Below are 16,488 nucleotides of genomic sequence, written 5' to 3'. Positions count from 1 at the left end.
GACCCAATTAGACCGATTGTGATCGGTTGCGGCCGACGTCCGGCTTCACCAGGCGAAGCGCACGACACCCTTGCCGGCATAGGCGCGTGTGACGGCAGACAGCTCGCTCTCGAATGTTGCGGCGACGGACCAGCCGCTGGCCCATGCCATCTCGATCGACGTCGTCGTCAGCGCGGAGTCGCGCGCCTGCGCGGCGCCGCTCACCGTGAAGCTTGCCCCAGGAAGCACCTGGAAGGTTGCTGCCGCCGAGCGGTCAGGGTTGAAATCATGAGCCCAGGCGAGGCGGCCGCGGAGGCTCAGGATGCCATCCTGTAGCGCAACGGATTTGTCGCTGCGCAACCCCAGTTCAGTGCGGCTGTCGGTCACGCGCTTCGCCGCGTAGCTCAGCGCAAATGTCGGTGTGCCGGAGACGACCTGTTCCGCGTAGGCCGGCTGATCGAACAGGGCAGCTTGCGCTGCCGCGTAAGGCGTGAGGCCGAAACCGCCGTTGATGGGCACGACGAAGCGATAGCCGCCTTCGACGCGGCCCGCCCAGGCATTGGCCTTGAAGTTGGCCCGCAGCCGATCGGCGCCGGAGATGGTCAGGGTGCGGTCGGTGGTGATGTCCTGCCATCCATAGGCGAGGGCGGCCGCGATGAAAGCCGATCCCTCGGTATGGCGCAGATGGACGCCGGCCTGAAACAGGTCGGAGCGGCCGGAGCCCTGCCCATTCACGCCGAAGCTGGTGCCGCCGCCGGCCAGAGCAAAGCCGGCCACGGTCTGCCGCGAAAGCCAGTGGTCGGCCCCGGCCGCGACGGCGTAAGTCCGGCTCGTCGCGTCGTTGGATCCGGCGGTTGCGTTGCCGGACGTGGATTGAGCGCCGCCGAGGCCTGCCGCCCACACGTTCCAGCGCTGCTCGAAGCTGCTGGCCGGCGCAACGCCAAGCCTTGCAAAGGCATCCGTCGGCCGGGTGGTGCGCTCGTCCGCAAAACTGCTCGCGCCTCCTGTGCCACCGACGCCCCTCGCGGTCGGATCGGTGAGCAGGCCGACGAAGCGTCCCATTGCATCGAAGGTCGCATGCTGCGCGGCCGTTCCGGTCTCGCCGGCCGCCTGGGTCAGGCCCGCCGGGGTGAGCGCGCCGTAGACGGCAGGGATGCCGCCGTTGCGATTGAAGAAATCGGTGAGGGCGTTGGCGACGGCCTGCTGGTTGCCGTTCAATCCGGATGGAACGGCGAACGACAACACGAGATTGAGATAGGCGTCGTTGGCATCGTAGCTCAGGCTGGTCTGGAAACCGAAGGGCAGGCCGGTGTTGACGACGCCCGGCGCGAATGTGCCGGAGATGCCGCCGCTTGCGGTGAGGATCGTGTAGGTCTTGTTGACATAGCCGCCATTGGCGAACACCGCATTCACGGTCGCGCCGCCGAGCGAGGCGGTCCCGTTGACGGTCGCGAACGATGCGGTCGATGGATCGAGCTGCACCCGATAGGTCGCGCCGGATTGCATGGCGAGATTGCCGTCGATGGTCATCGACGAGCCCGGCGTACCGTTGCCCGGCGCCAGCGTTCCGCCGGCATTGATGGTGATCGTGAGAGGCGGATCGACGATGCCCGCACCGGTCAGCGTGCCGCCCGCATTCACGGTCACGGCGGAGGTGCTGGCGAGGGTGCCTTCGACGTCGAGCGTACCGCCATCGATGATGGTTGCGCCCGCATAGGTGCTGGTCCCGGTCAACCGCAGCGTGCCGCTGCCGGCCTTGGTGAAGCCACCGCTTCCGGAGATCGTGCCCGAGAAGGTCGTGCTGCTGTTGTCGCCGCCGGCCGTGAGCGTTGCTGCGCCGAGCGTGACGTTACCCGCGCCTGCGAGGCGAACCGATGGTCTGGTTGAAGCCGTTGAGATCCAGCGTCGCGCCGCCGGCGATCGTGAAGGCGCTCGCGGATGAAAAGGCCCCGGTCGCACCCGCCTGCAGTGTGCCAGCGTTTACATGGGTCGCGCCGGTGTAGGAGTTGGCTCCCGACAGTGTCAATGTGCCGAGGCCGAGCTTGGTCAGTCCGCCGGCGCCAGCGATGTCGCCGGAGAGCGTCGCATCGTTGCCGTTGGTGTCGAAGCTGCCGCCGCCGCTGTTCAGCGTGATGATGCGGCTGGTCGTGAAGCCGGCGAGAAATCGCAAGGTGCCGCCGCCGAACGAGAGCCCGGCGGAGGCCGCGCCCAGGGCATCGTCGGACGATACCTCGAGCGTACCCTGGTTGATGCTCCAGGGCGTCGCCGCCGTCGTCGTGCCGGTCAGGGTCCAGGTGCTGGTCCCGGTCTTCACGAAGGTCGAGAAGCCCTGGTACTGAGCCGCCGGGCCGATGCTGGAGACATCGAAGGTGCTGTCGGTCGCGCCGCCGAGGCGGAACGTATCCGCGCCGGTGCCGACCACATTGCCGGTGATGACCGATCCCGCCTGGAGCTCGAGGATATTGCTGCCGCCGGTGAAGGTGATGGCATTGACGGGCCCCCAGCCGCCCGTTTGCAGCCCGCCCGAGATCGTGCCGCTGTTGATCACCGTCAAATCGGCGCCGAGGATGGCTACGCCGGCATTTCCGGGAGCGCCTGCCGCGCTCTGAAAAGCGGAACTTGCGGTGCCTGCGTCACCGGACATGCCGCCTGTGATGCTGCCGGAATTGATGATCGTCGCCGGACCGCTGGCGAAGACGCCGATACCGCCATTGCCGCCGTCGCCCGCGGCGTTGGCCGATGTACCCGCCAGCGCATTACCCCCGTTGCCGCCGTTGCCGCCGGAAATGCTGCCCGCGTTGTTGAGGACGCTGCTGCCGGTCAGGAAAACACCGATGCCGCCGTCGCCACCGTTTCCGCCATATCCATCGCTCAACGTGTTGGCGCCGCCAGCGCCGCCGTTGCCGCCGCGGATGATCCCGGTGCTGCCGTTCGTATAAGTGAGGGCACTGCCATCGACGACGACACCGTAGCCGCCGGCCCCGCCGCCGCCGCCGGCGCGATTGGTGCCGGTCGTCGAGCCGCCCTTGCCGCCGCGAGTGCCGGCAACGGTCGCCGAGTTGGTGGTGCTGGTCGTCACCACCGCGCCGTGAACGCCACCGGCGCCGCCGCCGCCGCTCGTGATAAAGTCACCATTCTCGCCGTCGTCGCCGTTACCGTCACTGTCGGTGTCCGAGCCGCCCAAAACGTTGCCCGTACTGTCGCTTCCGCCAGAGCCGCTGGTCACGCCAGCACCGCCGCCGCCGCCGCCGCGGGTTGCATTCGAGTAAGCTGTGCCGTTGCCCCCCGCGCCGGTTGCCGAACTCAGGCCGCCATTGGTGAAGTTGGCGCTGGAGCTGCCGCCCGAACCGCCGCGGGTGGTCTGCGCCAGAGCGGGGCTGGCAGCGACCAGCGCCAATACAGCGGCACTTGCCAGGTAAGACAGCCTCGGCCGCCTCCGGCTGCATCCCGGAGGGTCGCGATGAATTGCGTGAGCGGCCGGCAACGTCACCCCCTTGCGCAAAGACGCTCATGCAGACCCTGCAGCGCCTTCGGCTCCGCTCCTGCGGAGCGGCACATGTCCATCAGGAGTTACCTGCGCCGTCGGGCCGCTAGAACTGAGACTTTTTGGGTGGATCGTCCAACAGCGACAACGTGAGGCTTGTGCGCAACATCCGGGTTGTGCGAACGAAGACGACACGCGCTCATCGTAAGTCTCTGGAATGCCTGTCAAGCAGCCAACATTGTCGCCGGATGCCGTCGCGGAACTGCGCCGGCATGCATGTTTTCCGCGCGCGATGCGCGCGTCGGCGGAGGGATGGTTGCGATCTACCGGACCAACAGGCTCCTCAACCTGCTCCTGAGCGACCGCGCCAGGGCGCTGTTCACCCATGTCGCCCTCTATCTGCATTTTCGGGGAGCGGAGCCGGGTCAACCCGGCCTGACCGCCGGCGCCATGAAGGATCTCTGTGCCCAGCTTCGTCTCTGCAGCCGCGGCCGCTGCGAGGCCCTGCTGATCCTGATGCGCGCCGGGGGACTGTTGACGGCGGCGCCGGATCCCGACCGCCGCAAGCGTCTGCTCGCGCCGACGGAAAAGCTGCTCGCCTTGCATCGGGCGCGCTGGGGTCTGCATTTCGAGGCGATGCAAGGCCTCGTTCCGCAAGCTGCGGACTATCTCGCCGCTATCAGGAGCGATCCCGCCTTCACGGAAGCCTTCGCGATTGCGCTCGGCCGCCGTTTCGTCGCCGGTCTTCGCGTCCTCGACAATGCGCCCGACCTCGAGCCGTTCGCCGAGCGCAACGCAGGCTTCGTCATCCTGTTCAGTCTCGCGCTGTCGGGCAACATGAGTGACGGGTTTCCTCCGGCAGCACCTGTGCAGCTTTCGATCAATGCGCTGGCCAGGAATTTCGCGGTCTCGCGCAAGCACGTGCTGTCATTGCTGCGAGAGGCCGAGGCCAGGCAATTGCTGATGCGCAGCGGAACTGCGCACAATGAAGTCAGCTTGTTGCCGCGCGGTCGCAACGCGCTGGAGACGATGTTCGCGACCATGTACCTCTATCTCGCGCAATGCGCGGACGAGGCGCTCGGCGCCCGTAGCGGGGGCGCCGAGCCGTCTGTGCTGACCGCAACGGCGGTTTAAGCTGCTGAGGCAGCGCGCATCCGCTGGGTATCGGGCGGTGTCGCTTCCTCGACCAGAGCTGCGATCGCCTCCGCGGTGCTCATCACCTTCTGACCGTCGCTGCCGAGCCGGCGCACCGAGACCGAGTGCGTCTCGGCCTCCTTCTTGCCGACCACGAGCAGTGCCGGGATCTTCGCCAGCGAGTGCTCGCGGACCTTGTAGTTGATCTTTTCGTTGCGCAGGTCGATCTCGACCCGCAGCCCCGCGCGCCGCGCCTGCTCCAGCACCTGCTTGGCGTACTCGTCGCCTTCCGAGGTGATGGTGGTGACCACCGCCTGCACCGGCGAGAGCCAGAGCGGGAAGTTGCCGGCATAGTGCTCGATCAGGATGCCGATGTAGCGTTCCATCGAGCCGCAGATCGCGCGGTGCACCATCACCGGCGGTTTCTTGCCGCCGTCATGGTCGATATAGAACGCGCCGAACCGTTCCGGCAGGTTGAAGTCGACCTGCGTGGTCCCGCATTGCCAGTCGCGGCCGATGGCGTCGCGCAGCACATATTCGAACTTGGGTCCGTAGAAGGCGCCTTCGCCCGGGTTGATCTCGGTCTTGATGTGGTTGTTCTGCGACTGGATCTCGCGCAGCACCGTCGCCATCACGCGCTCGGCGTGGTCCCACATCTCGTCGGTGCCGACGCGCTTCTCCGGCCGGGTCGAGAGCTTGACCGTGAGGTCGCCGGTGAAGCCGAAATCGGCATAGGTCGACAGGATCAGATCGTTGATCTTCAGGCACTCGTCCGCGAGCTGGTCCTCGGTGCAGAAGACGTGCGCATCGTCCTGGGTGAAGCCGCGCACGCGCATCAATCCGTGCATGGCGCCGGACGGCTCGTAGCGGTGCACCACGCCGAATTCGGCGAGCCGCAGCGGCAGGTCGCGGTAGCTCTTCAGGCCATGCTTGAAGATCTGCACGTGGCCGGGGCAGTTCATCGGCTTCAGCGCAAACCAGCGTTTGTCCTCGGCCTCGTCGCCGGCCGACTGGGCCGCGAACATGTTCTCGCGATACCAGCCCCAATGACCGGAGGTCTCCCACAGGGACTTGTCGAGGATCTGCGGTGCGTTGACCTCGCTGTAGTCGCCGGTCAGGCGGCGTCGCATATAGGCGATCAGTTGCTGGAAGATCGTCCAGCCCTTGGCGTGCCAGAACACGACGCCCGGCCCTTCCTCCTGGAAGTGGAAGAGGTCGAGCTCGCGCCCGAGCTTGCGATGGTCGCGCTTCTCGGCTTCCTCGATCTGCTTGAGGTAAGCGTCGAGGTCGTCCTGCTTGGCGAAGGCTGTGCCGTAGATGCGGGTCAGCATCGGATTGTTGCTGTCGCCGCGCCAATAGGCGCCGGCCACCTTCATCAGCTTGAAGGCATTGCCGACCTTGCCGGTAGAGGTCATGTGCGGGCCGCGGCACAGGTCGAACCAGTCGCCCTGGTAGTAGATCTTGATCGGCTCGCTGCCGGGAATGGCGTCGACCAGCTCGACCTTGAAGGCCTCGCCCTTGTCACGGAACACCTGCTTGGTCTTCTCGCGGTCCCAGACTTCCTTGGTGAACGGTTTGTCGCGCGCGACGATCTCGCGCATCTTCTTCTCGATCGCGGCAAAGTCGTCCGGCGTGAACGGCTCGTTGCGGAAGAAGTCGTAGTAGAATCCGTTCTCGATCACCGGGCCGATGGTGACCTGCGTGCCCGGCCACAGCGTCTGCACGGCCTCCGCCAGCACGTGGGCGCAGTCGTGGCGGATCAGCTCGAGCGCGCGCGGATCGTCGCGGTTGATCAGTTCGATGTTGGCATCGGCTTCGATGGGGTCGTCGAGGTCGCAGACCACGCCGTCGAGCGCCATTGCGACCGTGCGCTTGGCCAGCGACGGTGAGATGCCTTTGGCGAGCTCGAGGCCGGTGATGCTCTTGGCGTATTCGCGCCGGGCGCCGTCGGGGAAGGTGAGGGTGATCTTTTCTGGCGGGGTCACGGGCCTGAGATTGCTGAGGCTGTACTGGAAGCCGGACTCGGATTTGGGCTGGTCGGTCATTGCTTTTCTCCTGAGGCTCACTCCTGCGAACGAGCGCAGGTAAGCGGGAACGAGCGATATATCAGGCGATTCGGCCTGTGCAATCGGGCATTTCCAAGAAAGTGGAGCGCAAAGCCGAGACGTTGCCCCAACTATTTCGCGCGGTGCCCTTTAACAGGTCGCAGCCTGCTCTACATGCAGTTGCATGGAAAATTTGCCTGCCGCGGCCCGTTTCACGCCGACCGCCCTGATGCTTGGCAATCTCGTCACCGGCTGCTCGGTGCTTGCGCCGGCGGGGATGCTGCCGGAATTGTCGGCCGGACTCGGCATCAGCATCCATGCGGCAGGACTCCTGATCACCTTTGGCGCGATCACGCTGTGCATCGGCTCGCCGCTCACGGCCTGGCTCACCAGCCGCATCGAACGGCGGACGCTGCTCGCCTCGACGCTCGCGGTGCTCGCCATTGGCAATCTCGCCTCGGCATTTGCGCCCGACTACGCCAGCCTCCTCATCATCCGCCTGGTGATGCTCGCGGTCGGCGCGCTTTACACGCCGCAGGCGGCCGGCACCGCGGCGCTGATCGTGCCGGTGGAGCGGCGGGGCAGCACGATCGCCTACATCTTTCTCGGCTGGTCGCTCGCGGCCGCCGTCGGCCTGCCGCTGATCACCTTCATCGCCAGCCGCTATGGCTGGAGCGCGGCCTATGGTGGGATCGGCGCGCTCGGCTGCGTCAGTTTCCTGCTGTTGCTGCTGCGCCTGCCGGCCGGCTTGAAGGGCACGCCGGTGGATCTGAAGACATGGAGCGCGGTCGGCCGCAGCAGGACGATCCTGCTGCTGCTTGCAATCACCATGCTGCAGATGTCCGGGCAGTTCGTGGTGTTCACCTTCATGGGCCCGCTGCTCAAGAAGCTCACCGATGCCGGCCCTGATGCGATCGGCATGGTGTTCGGCATCTACGGCGTCTGCGGCTTCCTCGGCGTCGTCATTGCGACCCGCATCGTCGACACCTGGGGGCCGTATCGCACCTCGCTGCTATTCACCTGCCTGCTGCTTGCGGGCATCACGGGCTGGGCGCTCGGCGCCGGTACGCTCCCATTGATGGCGATCGCGGTCGCAATCTGGGGCTTTGGTTTTGCCTCGACCAATTCGATGCAGCAGGTGCGGCTGGTCGCGGCCGCGCCGCCGCTTGCATCGGCGACCGTCGCGCTCAACACCTCCGTGCTCTATATCGGCCAGGCCGTCGGCTCCGCCATCGGTGGGCTGTTGTTCGCCCGCGATCTCCTGCATCCGCTTGGCTTCGTCGCGGCCGGCTTCGTCGTACTGGCGCTGGTCCTTGTGATCCTCACCCGGCCGCAGCCGGGGGCCGCGACGGCATGAACCCCGCGTATTCCCGTGCGCAAGGCGCTTGGCAAATGGCGCGTCAGAGCGCTAGAAGGCGAGGCATGGGGACCAAAGAGAGTTGACTGAAATGAGGATGATTCTGGCGGTTGCCGCGGTGCTCTATTCAGCCTCCGCGTTCGCGCAAGCCGACAAGCCACCGATGGTGGGGGACAAGCCGCTGGTGCAGGTCAAGCCCAAAGGGAGCAAGGAGGCCGCAGCCAAGCCGGCCGCCGCGCCGAAGGGCAAGCCGCAATCGATCGCGGCGCGTCTCCAGGCCTGCCTCGACCTCGACGATGGCACCAAGGACCGGCTCAACTGCTATGATGCCGTGATCGCGCCGGCGCCGAAACCGAAGCCGGCGAAGGCCAAGGGCTACGCCGACTGCCGCTACTTCAAGGAAGAGGACGAGCGGCTGGCCTGCTTCAACGGCTTTGCCGAGAGCATTCCGAAGCTGCCCAAGACCTGAAGTTTGAAGCCGGACGGTTAGTCGCTGATCCGGCTCAGCACGGCCCTGAAGGCAACGCCCGGCAGTTGCAGTGCGGTGCCTTCGAACTCCGCCGTATCGCCGTCCTCGCGGCCGGCGAGCGTCAGCGTGATCCTGTCCTGCCCGAACAGCGCCTTGAAGGACGGATCGTCGTTATAGCGCTGGGTCGAGATCTTGACCTTGATGCTGTCGCCTTCGCCGGTGTAGCTGCCGATGAACGCGAAGGCGGAATTGCCGCCGCGCATCTTGCCGCCGGTCACATAGACGACGCCGCAGCCGGTTCCATGAACGGTGTGGAAGTCGACCTTGTACAGTCCTTGACGCACGACATGTCCTCAATGAAATGCCAGCTGCAACTCGGCCGGCAAGTTATGAGAGTTGTCGGCGGAAACAACCCGGTGGCTCCCGGGGATGCCGGCCATCAACATCACATTTTGATCAAGGCGTGAGATAATCGCAGGCAGCGCGGTCAAATGCCGACTGGCGCAATATCGGGCCTAACGGCTCGATGCAGCGGCCACGCGCGTCAGCGCAAGCGCTGGCGTTGCCGACATCTTCACCAGCACGTCCTTGAGCGGATACTGGGTCCACGCGCGGTTGACGTAGTCGCGATGTGTGATGCCGTCGCCGGTTTCGACGAACACCACGCTGCCGGGACGCAACGGCCCATTGATGTCCTCGGAGACGCTGATGCCCTTTTGCCTGAGCATGCCCATCAACTCGCGGTCGCGCCGCGCGGTATAGTGGGTATAGGAGCTGACGAAGAAGCTGGTGCGGTGGCTCTCGATCCAGGAGGCGAACTTGTCCATTTCGCCGTAGACGGCGTCGAGCAGCACCACGCCGCGGACGCGGTCGCTGATGCCGCCGACTTCGAGGCTCCATGCGGTCGGGAGGAAGCCGCCGCTATAGCCGACGATTACGATCGGCATGTTGGCGAAGGCGCGTGCGCTGTTGGGATCGCCGGTGGCGCGGGCGAGGTGGTTTGCCGATTCCTCCATGAAGCGCTTGAAGCCGCCGGGTTGCCAGAATTTTCCGGCGCTGGAATCGGCGGCATCCACCGCCATCTGCGGTGCAAGCAGGACGGCGTTGGCGCCGGAATCGGTGATCTGCTGCGGCACCAGCTGCCGGTCGCGCACATCACGCTCGAGCGTTGCGCCGTTGCCGTGGAAGAACACCACGATCACGCCCGGCTTGCGCACGTCGAAATGCTCGGGCACGTGCATCAGCACGCGATTGTCGCTGTAGGTCTCATCCTGCCAGTAGACGCGGCCCGAATAACTGCGGTGGCCGCGGCGGTCGCCCTTGGCAATGTTGAGGAAGGGAGCCTCGGAGGCGGGATTGTTGCCGAAATAGGGGAAGGCCGACGATTTCATGCTCACGAGCGTCGTCAGGTCTTCGCGGAGCGGACGTTGGTAGGGTACCTGCGGCGCGAGCGAGGCCACCTTGTAAGGAGCCTGTTCAGGCCGTGGCTGCACGGCGCGCTTCGGCGAAAAGTCAGACATCTGCCGTTGCAGGAAACCCTCGCTCGCCGACGGGAAGCGTTCCCTGAACTGCGGGGCGGGGAAGCGATCCTCGAACGTGTCGCCGCTTGCGACTTGCTGTTTGGCGGCTTGCGGGCTGGTTTTGGCGACGACCTGATTGACAGTGTGGACATTGGCCTGCGAGTTCGCCGCGAGCGCCGCTGGATCGGGCGCCTTGCCGCATTGAACCAGCGTCAAGGACAGCGGCACCAAGGCTGAGATCAAGCCGATCCGGAGCGCACGACCGCGCGAACCGGACGTCGTCCGGTCGGCACGCATGTCAGCTCTCAATTTCGGAACGGCCCCGACCATCCACCCATGACCCCAAGTCACGATCCAAGTCACGTCAATCGGCAATATCAAGACAATTGATCCGACTGGCGTTTAGGCGACGTTAAGTGTCCGGAGAAACTCCCCACATCCGGAACGCTCAGAGGACCACGTAATCGTGTCGTGATTGTGGGGGAGGAAAACGGGATTCCCCGGTGTTTGCGCAGGTTTATTGGCCGAAATCGTGCTCAAAAGGTGCTTAATTACCAAATTGGCCTGCCTCATTTAACCCTTGTTAACCCTGCTTGAATTGACTGACCGAACTGCACGATGCTCCCACGAGGCGCGACGCCTGAGGTTGAGAACCCCGATGACGGCATCAGATGCGGGACCCGCGCCCTGGACGGGGCGGCTGACCGGGAGCGGGCCGGGGGTCTCCGTTCTGGTCGCAACCGCCATCGTCGTCGCCGACATGATCGGGGTCGGCGTCTTCACCAGCCTCGGCTTCCAGGTGAAGGACATCCCATCCGGTTTCTCGATCCTGTTGCTGTGGACCATTGGCGGCATCGTCGCGCTGTGCGGGGTGTTCTCCTACAGCGAGTTAGGGGCGATGTTTCCGCGGCTCGAGCGGCGAGTACAATTTCCTTGGTCGCGCCTACCATCCCGCCTTCGGCTTTCTCGCTGGCTGGGTCTCGGCGACGGTCGGCTTTGCGGCGCCGGTCGCGCTTGCGGCGATGGCGTTCGGCGAATACGCCAAATCGGTCGTCCCCGGTCTGCCGCCGATCCCGCTCGCCATTGGGGTGGTGTGGCTGGTCTCGCTCGTGCAACTGACCGGCGTCAGGCACTCCTCGACCTTCCAGCTGATCGCGACCATCCTGAAAGTCTTGTTGATCGTCGCCTTTCTGGTCGCCGGCTTCATCATCGGCGTGCCGCAGCCGATCGCCTTCACGCCGCAGCCGGGTGATCTCGCGCACATCGTCAGTGCACCCTTCGCCATAGGTCTCGTCTTCGTGATGTACTCGTTCTCGGGCTGGAATGCCGCGACCTACATCATCGGTGAGATGAACATGCCGCAGCGGGACCTGCCACGCGCGTTGCTCGCGGGCACGCTGATCGTGCTGGTGCTCTACGTCGCGCTGAACGCGGTGTTTCTCTACTCCACGCCGGTCAATGCGCTCGCCGGCCAGCTCGACGTCGCCAGCGTCGCCGGCACCGCCATCTTCGGCAGCCTCGGCGGCCGGATCGTCGGCGCGATGATCTGCTTCGGCCTGATCTCCTCGATCAGCGCGATGATGTGGATCGGGCCACGCGTGATGATGACGATGGGGGAGGACATTCCGGCCCTGCGCGTGTTCTCGAAGCGGTCTGTGAGCGGCGCGCCGGCCTATGCCATCCTGTTCCAGCTGGCGGTCGCCAATCTGCTGCTGTTCACCCGCAGCTTCGAGGCGGTGCTCGACTTCATCCAGTTCGCGCTTTTGTTCTGCTCGTTTTTCACGGTCGCAGGCGTTATCAAGCTGCGCATCACCGATCCCGATCTGCCGCGGCCCTATCGCGCCTGGGGATACCCGTTCACGCCGCTGGTTTTCCTGCTCGTGACCGGGTTCATGATGTACTACCTTTTGACCGAGCGTCCGGTGCAGTCTCTCTCGGGGATGCTCGTCATGCTCGCTGGCCTGTTGATTTATGCTGTTTTCCGCAGGCGGCCGGTCGCCGCTGGCACGTCACACAATCGCGAATAGACATGTTTTTTCGACCCCTGAGAATTGCGGCCGTCGCTCTCGCCCTGCTGGCTGCGGCCGTCTCGTCCGCGCGCGCCGCCGATGCAACCTTCGACGACACCGCGCGATTCCTCGCAGGTATGCAGCCTTCGGCGGACTCGCCGCTGACGCCGCTCACCAAGGACCCGGGCTGGCAGCGCCACGCGAAATTTTTCGATGGCGCCTTCGCCCAACTCGAACAGCGCCAGCTCTCGAAGATCCGCAACTGGGCCGACGTCAATCTGGCCGCGCCGCGACCGACCATGTTCTACATGTTCAGCGGCCCGGACTTCCTCTATGCCAACGCCTTCTATTCCAAGGCGAGCACTTATGTGCTCGGCGCGCTGGAGCCGGTCGGCGCCGTGCCCGACCTGACGCGGCTGCCGCGCGGGTCGGTCGGTGCCGCGCTCTATAATGTCGAGCGTTCGCTCGGCTCGATCCTGAGCTTCTCCTTTTTCATCACCAAGCAGATGAAGGTCGATCTGCACACCAATCAGGTCAACGGCACCCTGCCGATCCTCTATGTCTTCCTCGTCCGCTCCGGCAAGACCATCCGCAACGTCGAGATGGTCGCGCTCGACGACAAGGGCGGGATGCACACCGGCAACGACACTCCGGGACCGAATGCCACGCGCGGCGTCCGCATCACCTTCGCCGGCAGCGATGGCGAGGCGCGTACGCTGTATTATTTCTCGACCGACCTCTCCAATCCCGGCGCGCGTGCGGCGGGCTTCCTGAAGTTCTGCGAGACGCTCGGACCGGGCAACAGCCTGATCAAGAGCGCGTCCTATCTGCTCCACTCCGGCAACTTCACCGTCGTTCGCGACTGGCTGCTCGCCAACAGCGCCACCATCGTCCAGGACGATTCCGGAATTCCACTTGCGAACTACAACACGCGGCAATGGCGGTTCTTCCCGTTTGGCCGCTATCTCGGGCCGATCGGGGAATTCCCCGGCCGCTACCAGGAGCGCTACGCCGAACTGTTCACCCGAGCCCAGCCGATCGATTTCGGCGTCGGCTATCGCTGGCGCATGCATGAGTCGAACTTGCTGCTGTCGGTGAGGGTGCCGGGAAGCGAGAGCGCGCCGACCGCGGAGACGACATCTTCCGCCGAGCCGCCGCCAAAGCGGCCCCACCCGAAGCGGCTGCGCCCACCCGAGCCGATCCCGCCGCCGTCCGGGCGTATCTACTGGTTCCGTTAGCTACCAGTGCACGCTCTGGCTGGGCACGATGAATGCCGTCGTGCTCGGCGGCGTGGCGAGGCTCGTCGCCAGATACCAGCCGGAGCCGAGGACGAGCGCGAGCAGCGCGATGATGGCGAGCATGTCAATGGCTCTGGGGTCGTGATCCCTCCAACTGAACTTGGGATGGGGACCAGACCTGACGTCGAAACGAGGGCTGATTTTCCAGCGCATTGTTGTTTCCTCCCTTGGGAGCAACAGAACAACGCGAGGCAAAAGTTCCGGTTCCGGTCAAGGCTGTGATGCGCAAAGCACTGCAGCATGCTTACGAAGCGTTGACTCCGCGCCAGCGGCCGTAGCGCCAGGGCAGATACCAGCGCGCGCCTTGCGGCGCGGCGAGAGGCACGCTGTCAATGCCCGACGTGCCGAACGGATTGCAGCGGAGCAGGCGCGCCAGAGTCATCCAGCCGCCAGCCCAGAGCCCGAACCGCTCGATCGCCTCGTCGCCATAGACGGAGCAGGTCGGCAGGTGGCGGCAATTGTAGCCCACCAGCGGCGAGAGTGTGTGCCGGTAGAGCCAGATCAGCGCGCGTCCGAATCTGCGCGGCAGTCGCAGCGCGCCCTCGATGGGAATGGAACAATGCTCGCAGGTTGAATGCTTCATGTGCGCGGTGCTGCGATCCTGTGCGCCATGTTGCGCGGTTCCGGCGCAGGGAACAGCGAGCTGTTGTGCGCGAGCCATACTTTGTCTGATTTCAGGGAGCAGTGCAGCAAGTACCTATGGACGATCTGTATTCCCCCGGATACCATTTTTGTGACGTCCATGTGTAGACTCGTTGGAACGTCTGAACGGGGATTGCCTGAATCGGCTTGGGCTTAGTGCTTGGGGCTTGGGGAAGGGACCAGTTTGAAACTTCTGAAGTCGCTTCATCTTCGCGGCTGGTTGCTGGTGGGAACCGCTGCTTGTGGGGTCGTGTTGGCGGGAGCCGTCACGACCTTGGGATCGTCGGCTCGGGCAGGTGCTACGCTCGAAGAGCGCAAGCTGCCGATGAAGTTCAACTGGGTTGCCTGCGAGCCGAACTGCCGTGGGTGGGTCAGCGCGGTCGGCATCATCACCGCAGATACGCCCAAGGACTTCGAAGAGTTTGCCCGCGAGCGCCAGCTTGGCGGCGCCACCGTGGTTCTCGACTCCAGCGGCGGTTCCGTCAACGACGCCATCACCCTCGGCCGGCGCTTCCGCAATCTCGGCCTTCTGACGACAGTCGGCATCAGTCTTCAGAACCGCGGCGGCCGGTCGGCCCGTCCGGCGGTCGCGCCCGAAGCCTATTGCGAATCCATGTGCGTATTCCTGCTGCTGGCCGGCAAGACGCGCTATGTGCCGGAGGCGGCGCATGTGCGGGTCCACCAGATCTGGATGGGCGACCGCGCCGACGATGCCAAGGCGGCCAGCTACAGCGCGCAGGACCTGATGATCGTGGAGCGCGACATCGGCCGGCTCGCCAAATACACCTTTGACATGGGCGGCGCCGGCGACCTGCTGTCGCTCGCGCTCAGCGTGCCGCCGTGGGAAGATCTGCACGAGCTGGACGCTGCCGAGCTGAAGCTCACCAATCTCGTGACGACCAATCTGGTGGCCGACGTGCTGCCGCATGCGGACGTCGCCGCGCCTGCGGTGGCGGAGCTCGCGCCGAAGACGCAGGCGAGGTTTGGCGCGGAACAGGAGCAACAGCCGCTCAAATCGACCAAGACGGCGGAGGCGGTGGTACCGACCGGCGCGGTGCAGAGCGCGGGCTCCCAGAAGTAGGACGTCCCGCAGGTCGTCGTTCGGGATTGGTGCGCCAGCGCGTAGCCAAGACTGCCTCGGCCCTGAATCAGCCTTGAGCGGCGGCGGGCTGCTTGGCCTTCGCCTCGATCTGGCCGATGGCATCGACCACGGCATCGAAGGTCAGCAAGGTCGAGGCATGTCGCGCCTTGTAGTCGCGGACCGGCTCGAGGAATTTGATTTCCTCCCACTTGCCTTCAGGAGGCGAGCCATTCTCTTTCAGCATCTTGCGAACGGTTTCGCGTAACTCACGGAGTTCGCTCGCAGTCGAGCCGACCACGTGACTTGCCATGATGGATGAAGAGGCCTGTCCCAGCGCGCAGGCCTTCACGTCATGAGCGAAGTCGGTCACGGTGTCGCCCTCCATTTTGAGGTCGATCTTCACGGTCGAGCCGCACAATTTGGAGTGGGCGGTGGCACTTGCGTCGGGGTTCGGGAGTCGTCCGAGGCGCGGAATATTCCCGGCCAGCTCGATGATCCGCTTGTTATAGATGTCGTTCAGCATGTGATGAAGTCCAACACTTCCGTACCGGATCGGCCTTGGCGGGCGCCGTCCAGGGTCCTATATAGGGTCGGAACTCGCGGAAAAACAGTCCAGCGGAGCGGCAGCGGTGATCCAGATCTGCGCGGCTGGCGTAATGAGCCAAGGACGTTTTCGCTAATACTGTTTTCTTCAGGCGTCCGGCGGCATGCCGCCCCGTCTGCCGGTGACACTCCGGCCATGAGGCCGTCGAACGGAGTAGACATGGACGCTGCGATCAAATCCATCCGCCCGGGCAAGCCCGCCGACAAGCATCCCGAGAGCCGACCGGCAGAGCTCGATCCCGCCGAATTCCTCGCGGCCGCCGTCCGCGCCGACCAGCCGCGCCCGGCGCGTGCAGAGGCGGAAGCGGCGGTGAAGACGCTGCTCGCCTACATCGGAGAGAACACAGAGCGCGAGGGCCTGCTCGACACGCCGCGCCGCGTGGTCGAGGCCTTCGACGAGCTTTACCAGGGCTACCACCAGTGCCCGGCCGAGGTGCTCGACCGCACCTTTGGCGAGACCGCGGGCTATGACGATTTCGTGCTGGTGCGCGACATCGAGTTCACCTCGCAGTGCGAGCATCACATGATGCCGTTCTACGGCAGGGCGCATATCGCCTATACGCCGGTGGAACGCGTCGTCGGCCTGTCCAAGCTCGCCCGCCTGACCGACATCTTCGCCCGCCGGCTCCAGACCCAGGAGCATCTGACGGCGCAGATCGCCGCGGCCATCGACGAAGTGCTCAAGCCCCGCGGCGTTGCGGTGCTGATCGAAGCCGAGCATACCTGCATGTCGGTGCGTGGCGTCGCCAAGCATGGCGCCTCCACCTTCACCAGCCGCTTTACCGGCATGTTCCGCGACAATCCGGCAGAGCAGGCTCGTTTCCTGTCCCTGGTGCGAGGCCTGCAGCGCTGACCTCGCGAAAGCTT

14 protein-coding genes and 1 pseudogene are annotated in these 16,488 nt (G+C 65.1%); 7 read left to right on the top strand and 8 right to left on the bottom strand.

Going from position 1 to position 16,488, the window contains the following annotated elements; all coding sequences use genetic code 11:
* Positions 1 to 45: 45 nt before the first annotated feature.
* Together ACQ86E_RS01175 and ACQ86E_RS01170 are read right to left on the bottom strand one after the other, a co-directional pair.
* Entirely contained in the window at positions 46 to 1,713 is a 1,668-nt protein-coding gene (locus ACQ86E_RS01175; protein WP_431203846.1) for an autotransporter domain-containing protein, read from the bottom strand.
* A gap of 115 nt (positions 1,714 to 1,828) precedes the next feature.
* Positions 1,829 to 3,376 carry an autotransporter-associated beta strand repeat-containing protein gene (locus tag ACQ86E_RS01170; protein ID WP_431203845.1) on the bottom strand — a complete coding sequence of 516 codons (1,548 nt, stop codon included), beginning with the start codon at positions 3,374 to 3,376 and terminating at the stop codon, positions 1,829 to 1,831.
* Positions 3,377 to 3,739: 363 nt separating this feature from the next.
* On the opposite strand from ACQ86E_RS01170, the gene ACQ86E_RS01165 reads away from it, so the two are divergent.
* A complete protein-coding gene (locus ACQ86E_RS01165) occupies positions 3,740 to 4,597 on the top strand; it encodes a hypothetical protein (protein WP_431203844.1) in 858 nt (285 codons plus the stop codon).
* Here the strand turns inward: ACQ86E_RS01165 and thrS are convergent.
* Positions 4,594 to 6,642, bottom strand: a complete 2,049-nt coding sequence (thrS, locus tag ACQ86E_RS01160) for a threonine--tRNA ligase (RefSeq protein ID WP_431203843.1) — start codon at positions 6,640 to 6,642, stop codon at positions 4,594 to 4,596. The two genes, ACQ86E_RS01165 and thrS, sit on opposite strands and share 4 nt — an antisense overlap.
* Before the next feature lie 184 nt (positions 6,643 to 6,826).
* Between thrS and ACQ86E_RS01155 the strand changes: the two genes are divergently transcribed.
* Both ACQ86E_RS01155 and ACQ86E_RS01150 read left to right on the top strand, forming a co-directional pair.
* Entirely contained in the window at positions 6,827 to 7,999 is a 1,173-nt protein-coding gene (locus tag ACQ86E_RS01155; RefSeq protein ID WP_431203842.1) for an MFS transporter, read from the top strand.
* 91 nt (positions 8,000 to 8,090) lie between these two features.
* On the top strand, positions 8,091 to 8,468 hold the full coding sequence (locus ACQ86E_RS01150) for a hypothetical protein (RefSeq protein ID WP_431203841.1): 378 nt from the start codon (positions 8,091 to 8,093) through the stop codon (positions 8,466 to 8,468).
* Positions 8,469 to 8,485: 17 nt separating this feature from the next.
* Here the strand turns inward: ACQ86E_RS01150 and ACQ86E_RS01145 are convergent, their stop codons facing one another.
* Together ACQ86E_RS01145 and ACQ86E_RS01140 are read right to left on the bottom strand one after the other, a co-directional pair.
* Complete coding sequence (locus tag ACQ86E_RS01145) at positions 8,486 to 8,812, bottom strand: hypothetical protein (protein ID WP_431203840.1); 327 nt, start codon at positions 8,810 to 8,812, stop codon at positions 8,486 to 8,488.
* Between the two features lie 171 nt (positions 8,813 to 8,983).
* Complete coding sequence (locus ACQ86E_RS01140) at positions 8,984 to 10,285, bottom strand: alpha/beta hydrolase (RefSeq protein WP_431203839.1); 1,302 nt, start codon at positions 10,283 to 10,285, stop codon at positions 8,984 to 8,986.
* 361 nt (positions 10,286 to 10,646) lie between these two features.
* Between ACQ86E_RS01140 and ACQ86E_RS01135 the strand changes: the two are divergent.
* Positions 10,647 to 12,015, top strand: a pseudogene (locus tag ACQ86E_RS01135) (APC family permease).
* Between the two features lie 2 nt (positions 12,016 to 12,017).
* Entirely contained in the window at positions 12,018 to 13,235 is a 1,218-nt protein-coding gene (locus ACQ86E_RS01130) for a hypothetical protein (protein WP_431203838.1), read from the top strand.
* On the opposite strand, the gene ACQ86E_RS01125 is transcribed toward ACQ86E_RS01130, so the two are convergent.
* Both ACQ86E_RS01125 and yidD read right to left on the bottom strand, forming a co-directional pair.
* On the bottom strand, positions 13,236 to 13,448 hold the full coding sequence (locus ACQ86E_RS01125) for a hypothetical protein (protein WP_431203837.1): 213 nt from the start codon (positions 13,446 to 13,448) through the stop codon (positions 13,236 to 13,238).
* 91 nt (positions 13,449 to 13,539) lie between these two features.
* Entirely contained in the window at positions 13,540 to 13,878 is a 339-nt protein-coding gene (yidD, locus tag ACQ86E_RS01120) for a membrane protein insertion efficiency factor YidD (protein ID WP_431203836.1), read from the bottom strand.
* 243 nt (positions 13,879 to 14,121) lie between these two features.
* Here yidD and ACQ86E_RS01115 point away from each other — a divergent pair, with 243 nt between their 5' ends.
* Entirely contained in the window at positions 14,122 to 15,018 is an 897-nt protein-coding gene (locus ACQ86E_RS01115) for a hypothetical protein (protein WP_431203835.1), read from the top strand.
* 67 nt (positions 15,019 to 15,085) lie between these two features.
* On the opposite strand, the gene ACQ86E_RS01110 is transcribed toward ACQ86E_RS01115, so the two are convergent.
* Positions 15,086 to 15,541, bottom strand: coding sequence for an iron-sulfur cluster assembly scaffold protein (locus ACQ86E_RS01110; RefSeq protein ID WP_431203834.1), 456 nt, complete (start codon positions 15,539 to 15,541; stop codon positions 15,086 to 15,088).
* 240 nt (positions 15,542 to 15,781) lie between these two features.
* On the opposite strand from ACQ86E_RS01110, the gene folE reads away from it, so the two are divergent.
* A complete protein-coding gene (gene folE, locus ACQ86E_RS01105; protein ID WP_431203833.1) occupies positions 15,782 to 16,474 on the top strand; it encodes a GTP cyclohydrolase I FolE in 693 nt (230 codons plus the stop codon).
* The last annotated feature ends 14 nt before the right edge of the window (positions 16,475 to 16,488 follow it).

It is taken from the genome of Bradyrhizobium betae (assembly GCF_050632175.1).
Taxonomy (GTDB): domain Bacteria; phylum Pseudomonadota; class Alphaproteobacteria; order Rhizobiales; family Xanthobacteraceae; genus Bradyrhizobium; species Bradyrhizobium betae_B.
The sequence above is the reverse complement of the archived record's forward strand: the minus strand, read 5'-3'. Positions and strand labels throughout refer to the sequence as shown.

What these genes read in the sequence shown, in the direction of transcription:
- ACQ86E_RS01165 (WP_431203844.1), top strand. Translation starts at nt 3,740, where the DNA reads ATGTTTTCCGCGCGCGATGCGCGCGTCGGCGGAGGGATGGTTGCGATC.
- thrS (WP_431203843.1), bottom strand. Translation starts at nt 6,642, where the DNA reads ATGACCGACCAGCCCAAATCCGAGTCCGGCTTCCAGTACAGCCTCAGC.
- ACQ86E_RS01155 (WP_431203842.1), top strand. Translation starts at nt 6,827, where the DNA reads ATGGAAAATTTGCCTGCCGCGGCCCGTTTCACGCCGACCGCCCTGATG.
- ACQ86E_RS01150 (WP_431203841.1), top strand. Translation starts at nt 8,091, where the DNA reads ATGAGGATGATTCTGGCGGTTGCCGCGGTGCTCTATTCAGCCTCCGCG.
- ACQ86E_RS01140 (WP_431203839.1), bottom strand. Translation starts at nt 10,285, where the DNA reads ATGCGTGCCGACCGGACGACGTCCGGTTCGCGCGGTCGTGCGCTCCGG.
- ACQ86E_RS01130 (WP_431203838.1), top strand. Translation starts at nt 12,018, where the DNA reads ATGTTTTTTCGACCCCTGAGAATTGCGGCCGTCGCTCTCGCCCTGCTG.
- ACQ86E_RS01125 (WP_431203837.1), bottom strand. Translation starts at nt 13,448, where the DNA reads ATGCGCTGGAAAATCAGCCCTCGTTTCGACGTCAGGTCTGGTCCCCAT.
- yidD (WP_431203836.1), bottom strand. Translation starts at nt 13,878, where the DNA reads ATGAAGCATTCAACCTGCGAGCATTGTTCCATTCCCATCGAGGGCGCG.
- ACQ86E_RS01110 (WP_431203834.1), bottom strand. Translation starts at nt 15,541, where the DNA reads ATGCTGAACGACATCTATAACAAGCGGATCATCGAGCTGGCCGGGAAT.
- folE (WP_431203833.1), top strand. Translation starts at nt 15,782, where the DNA reads ATGGACGCTGCGATCAAATCCATCCGCCCGGGCAAGCCCGCCGACAAG.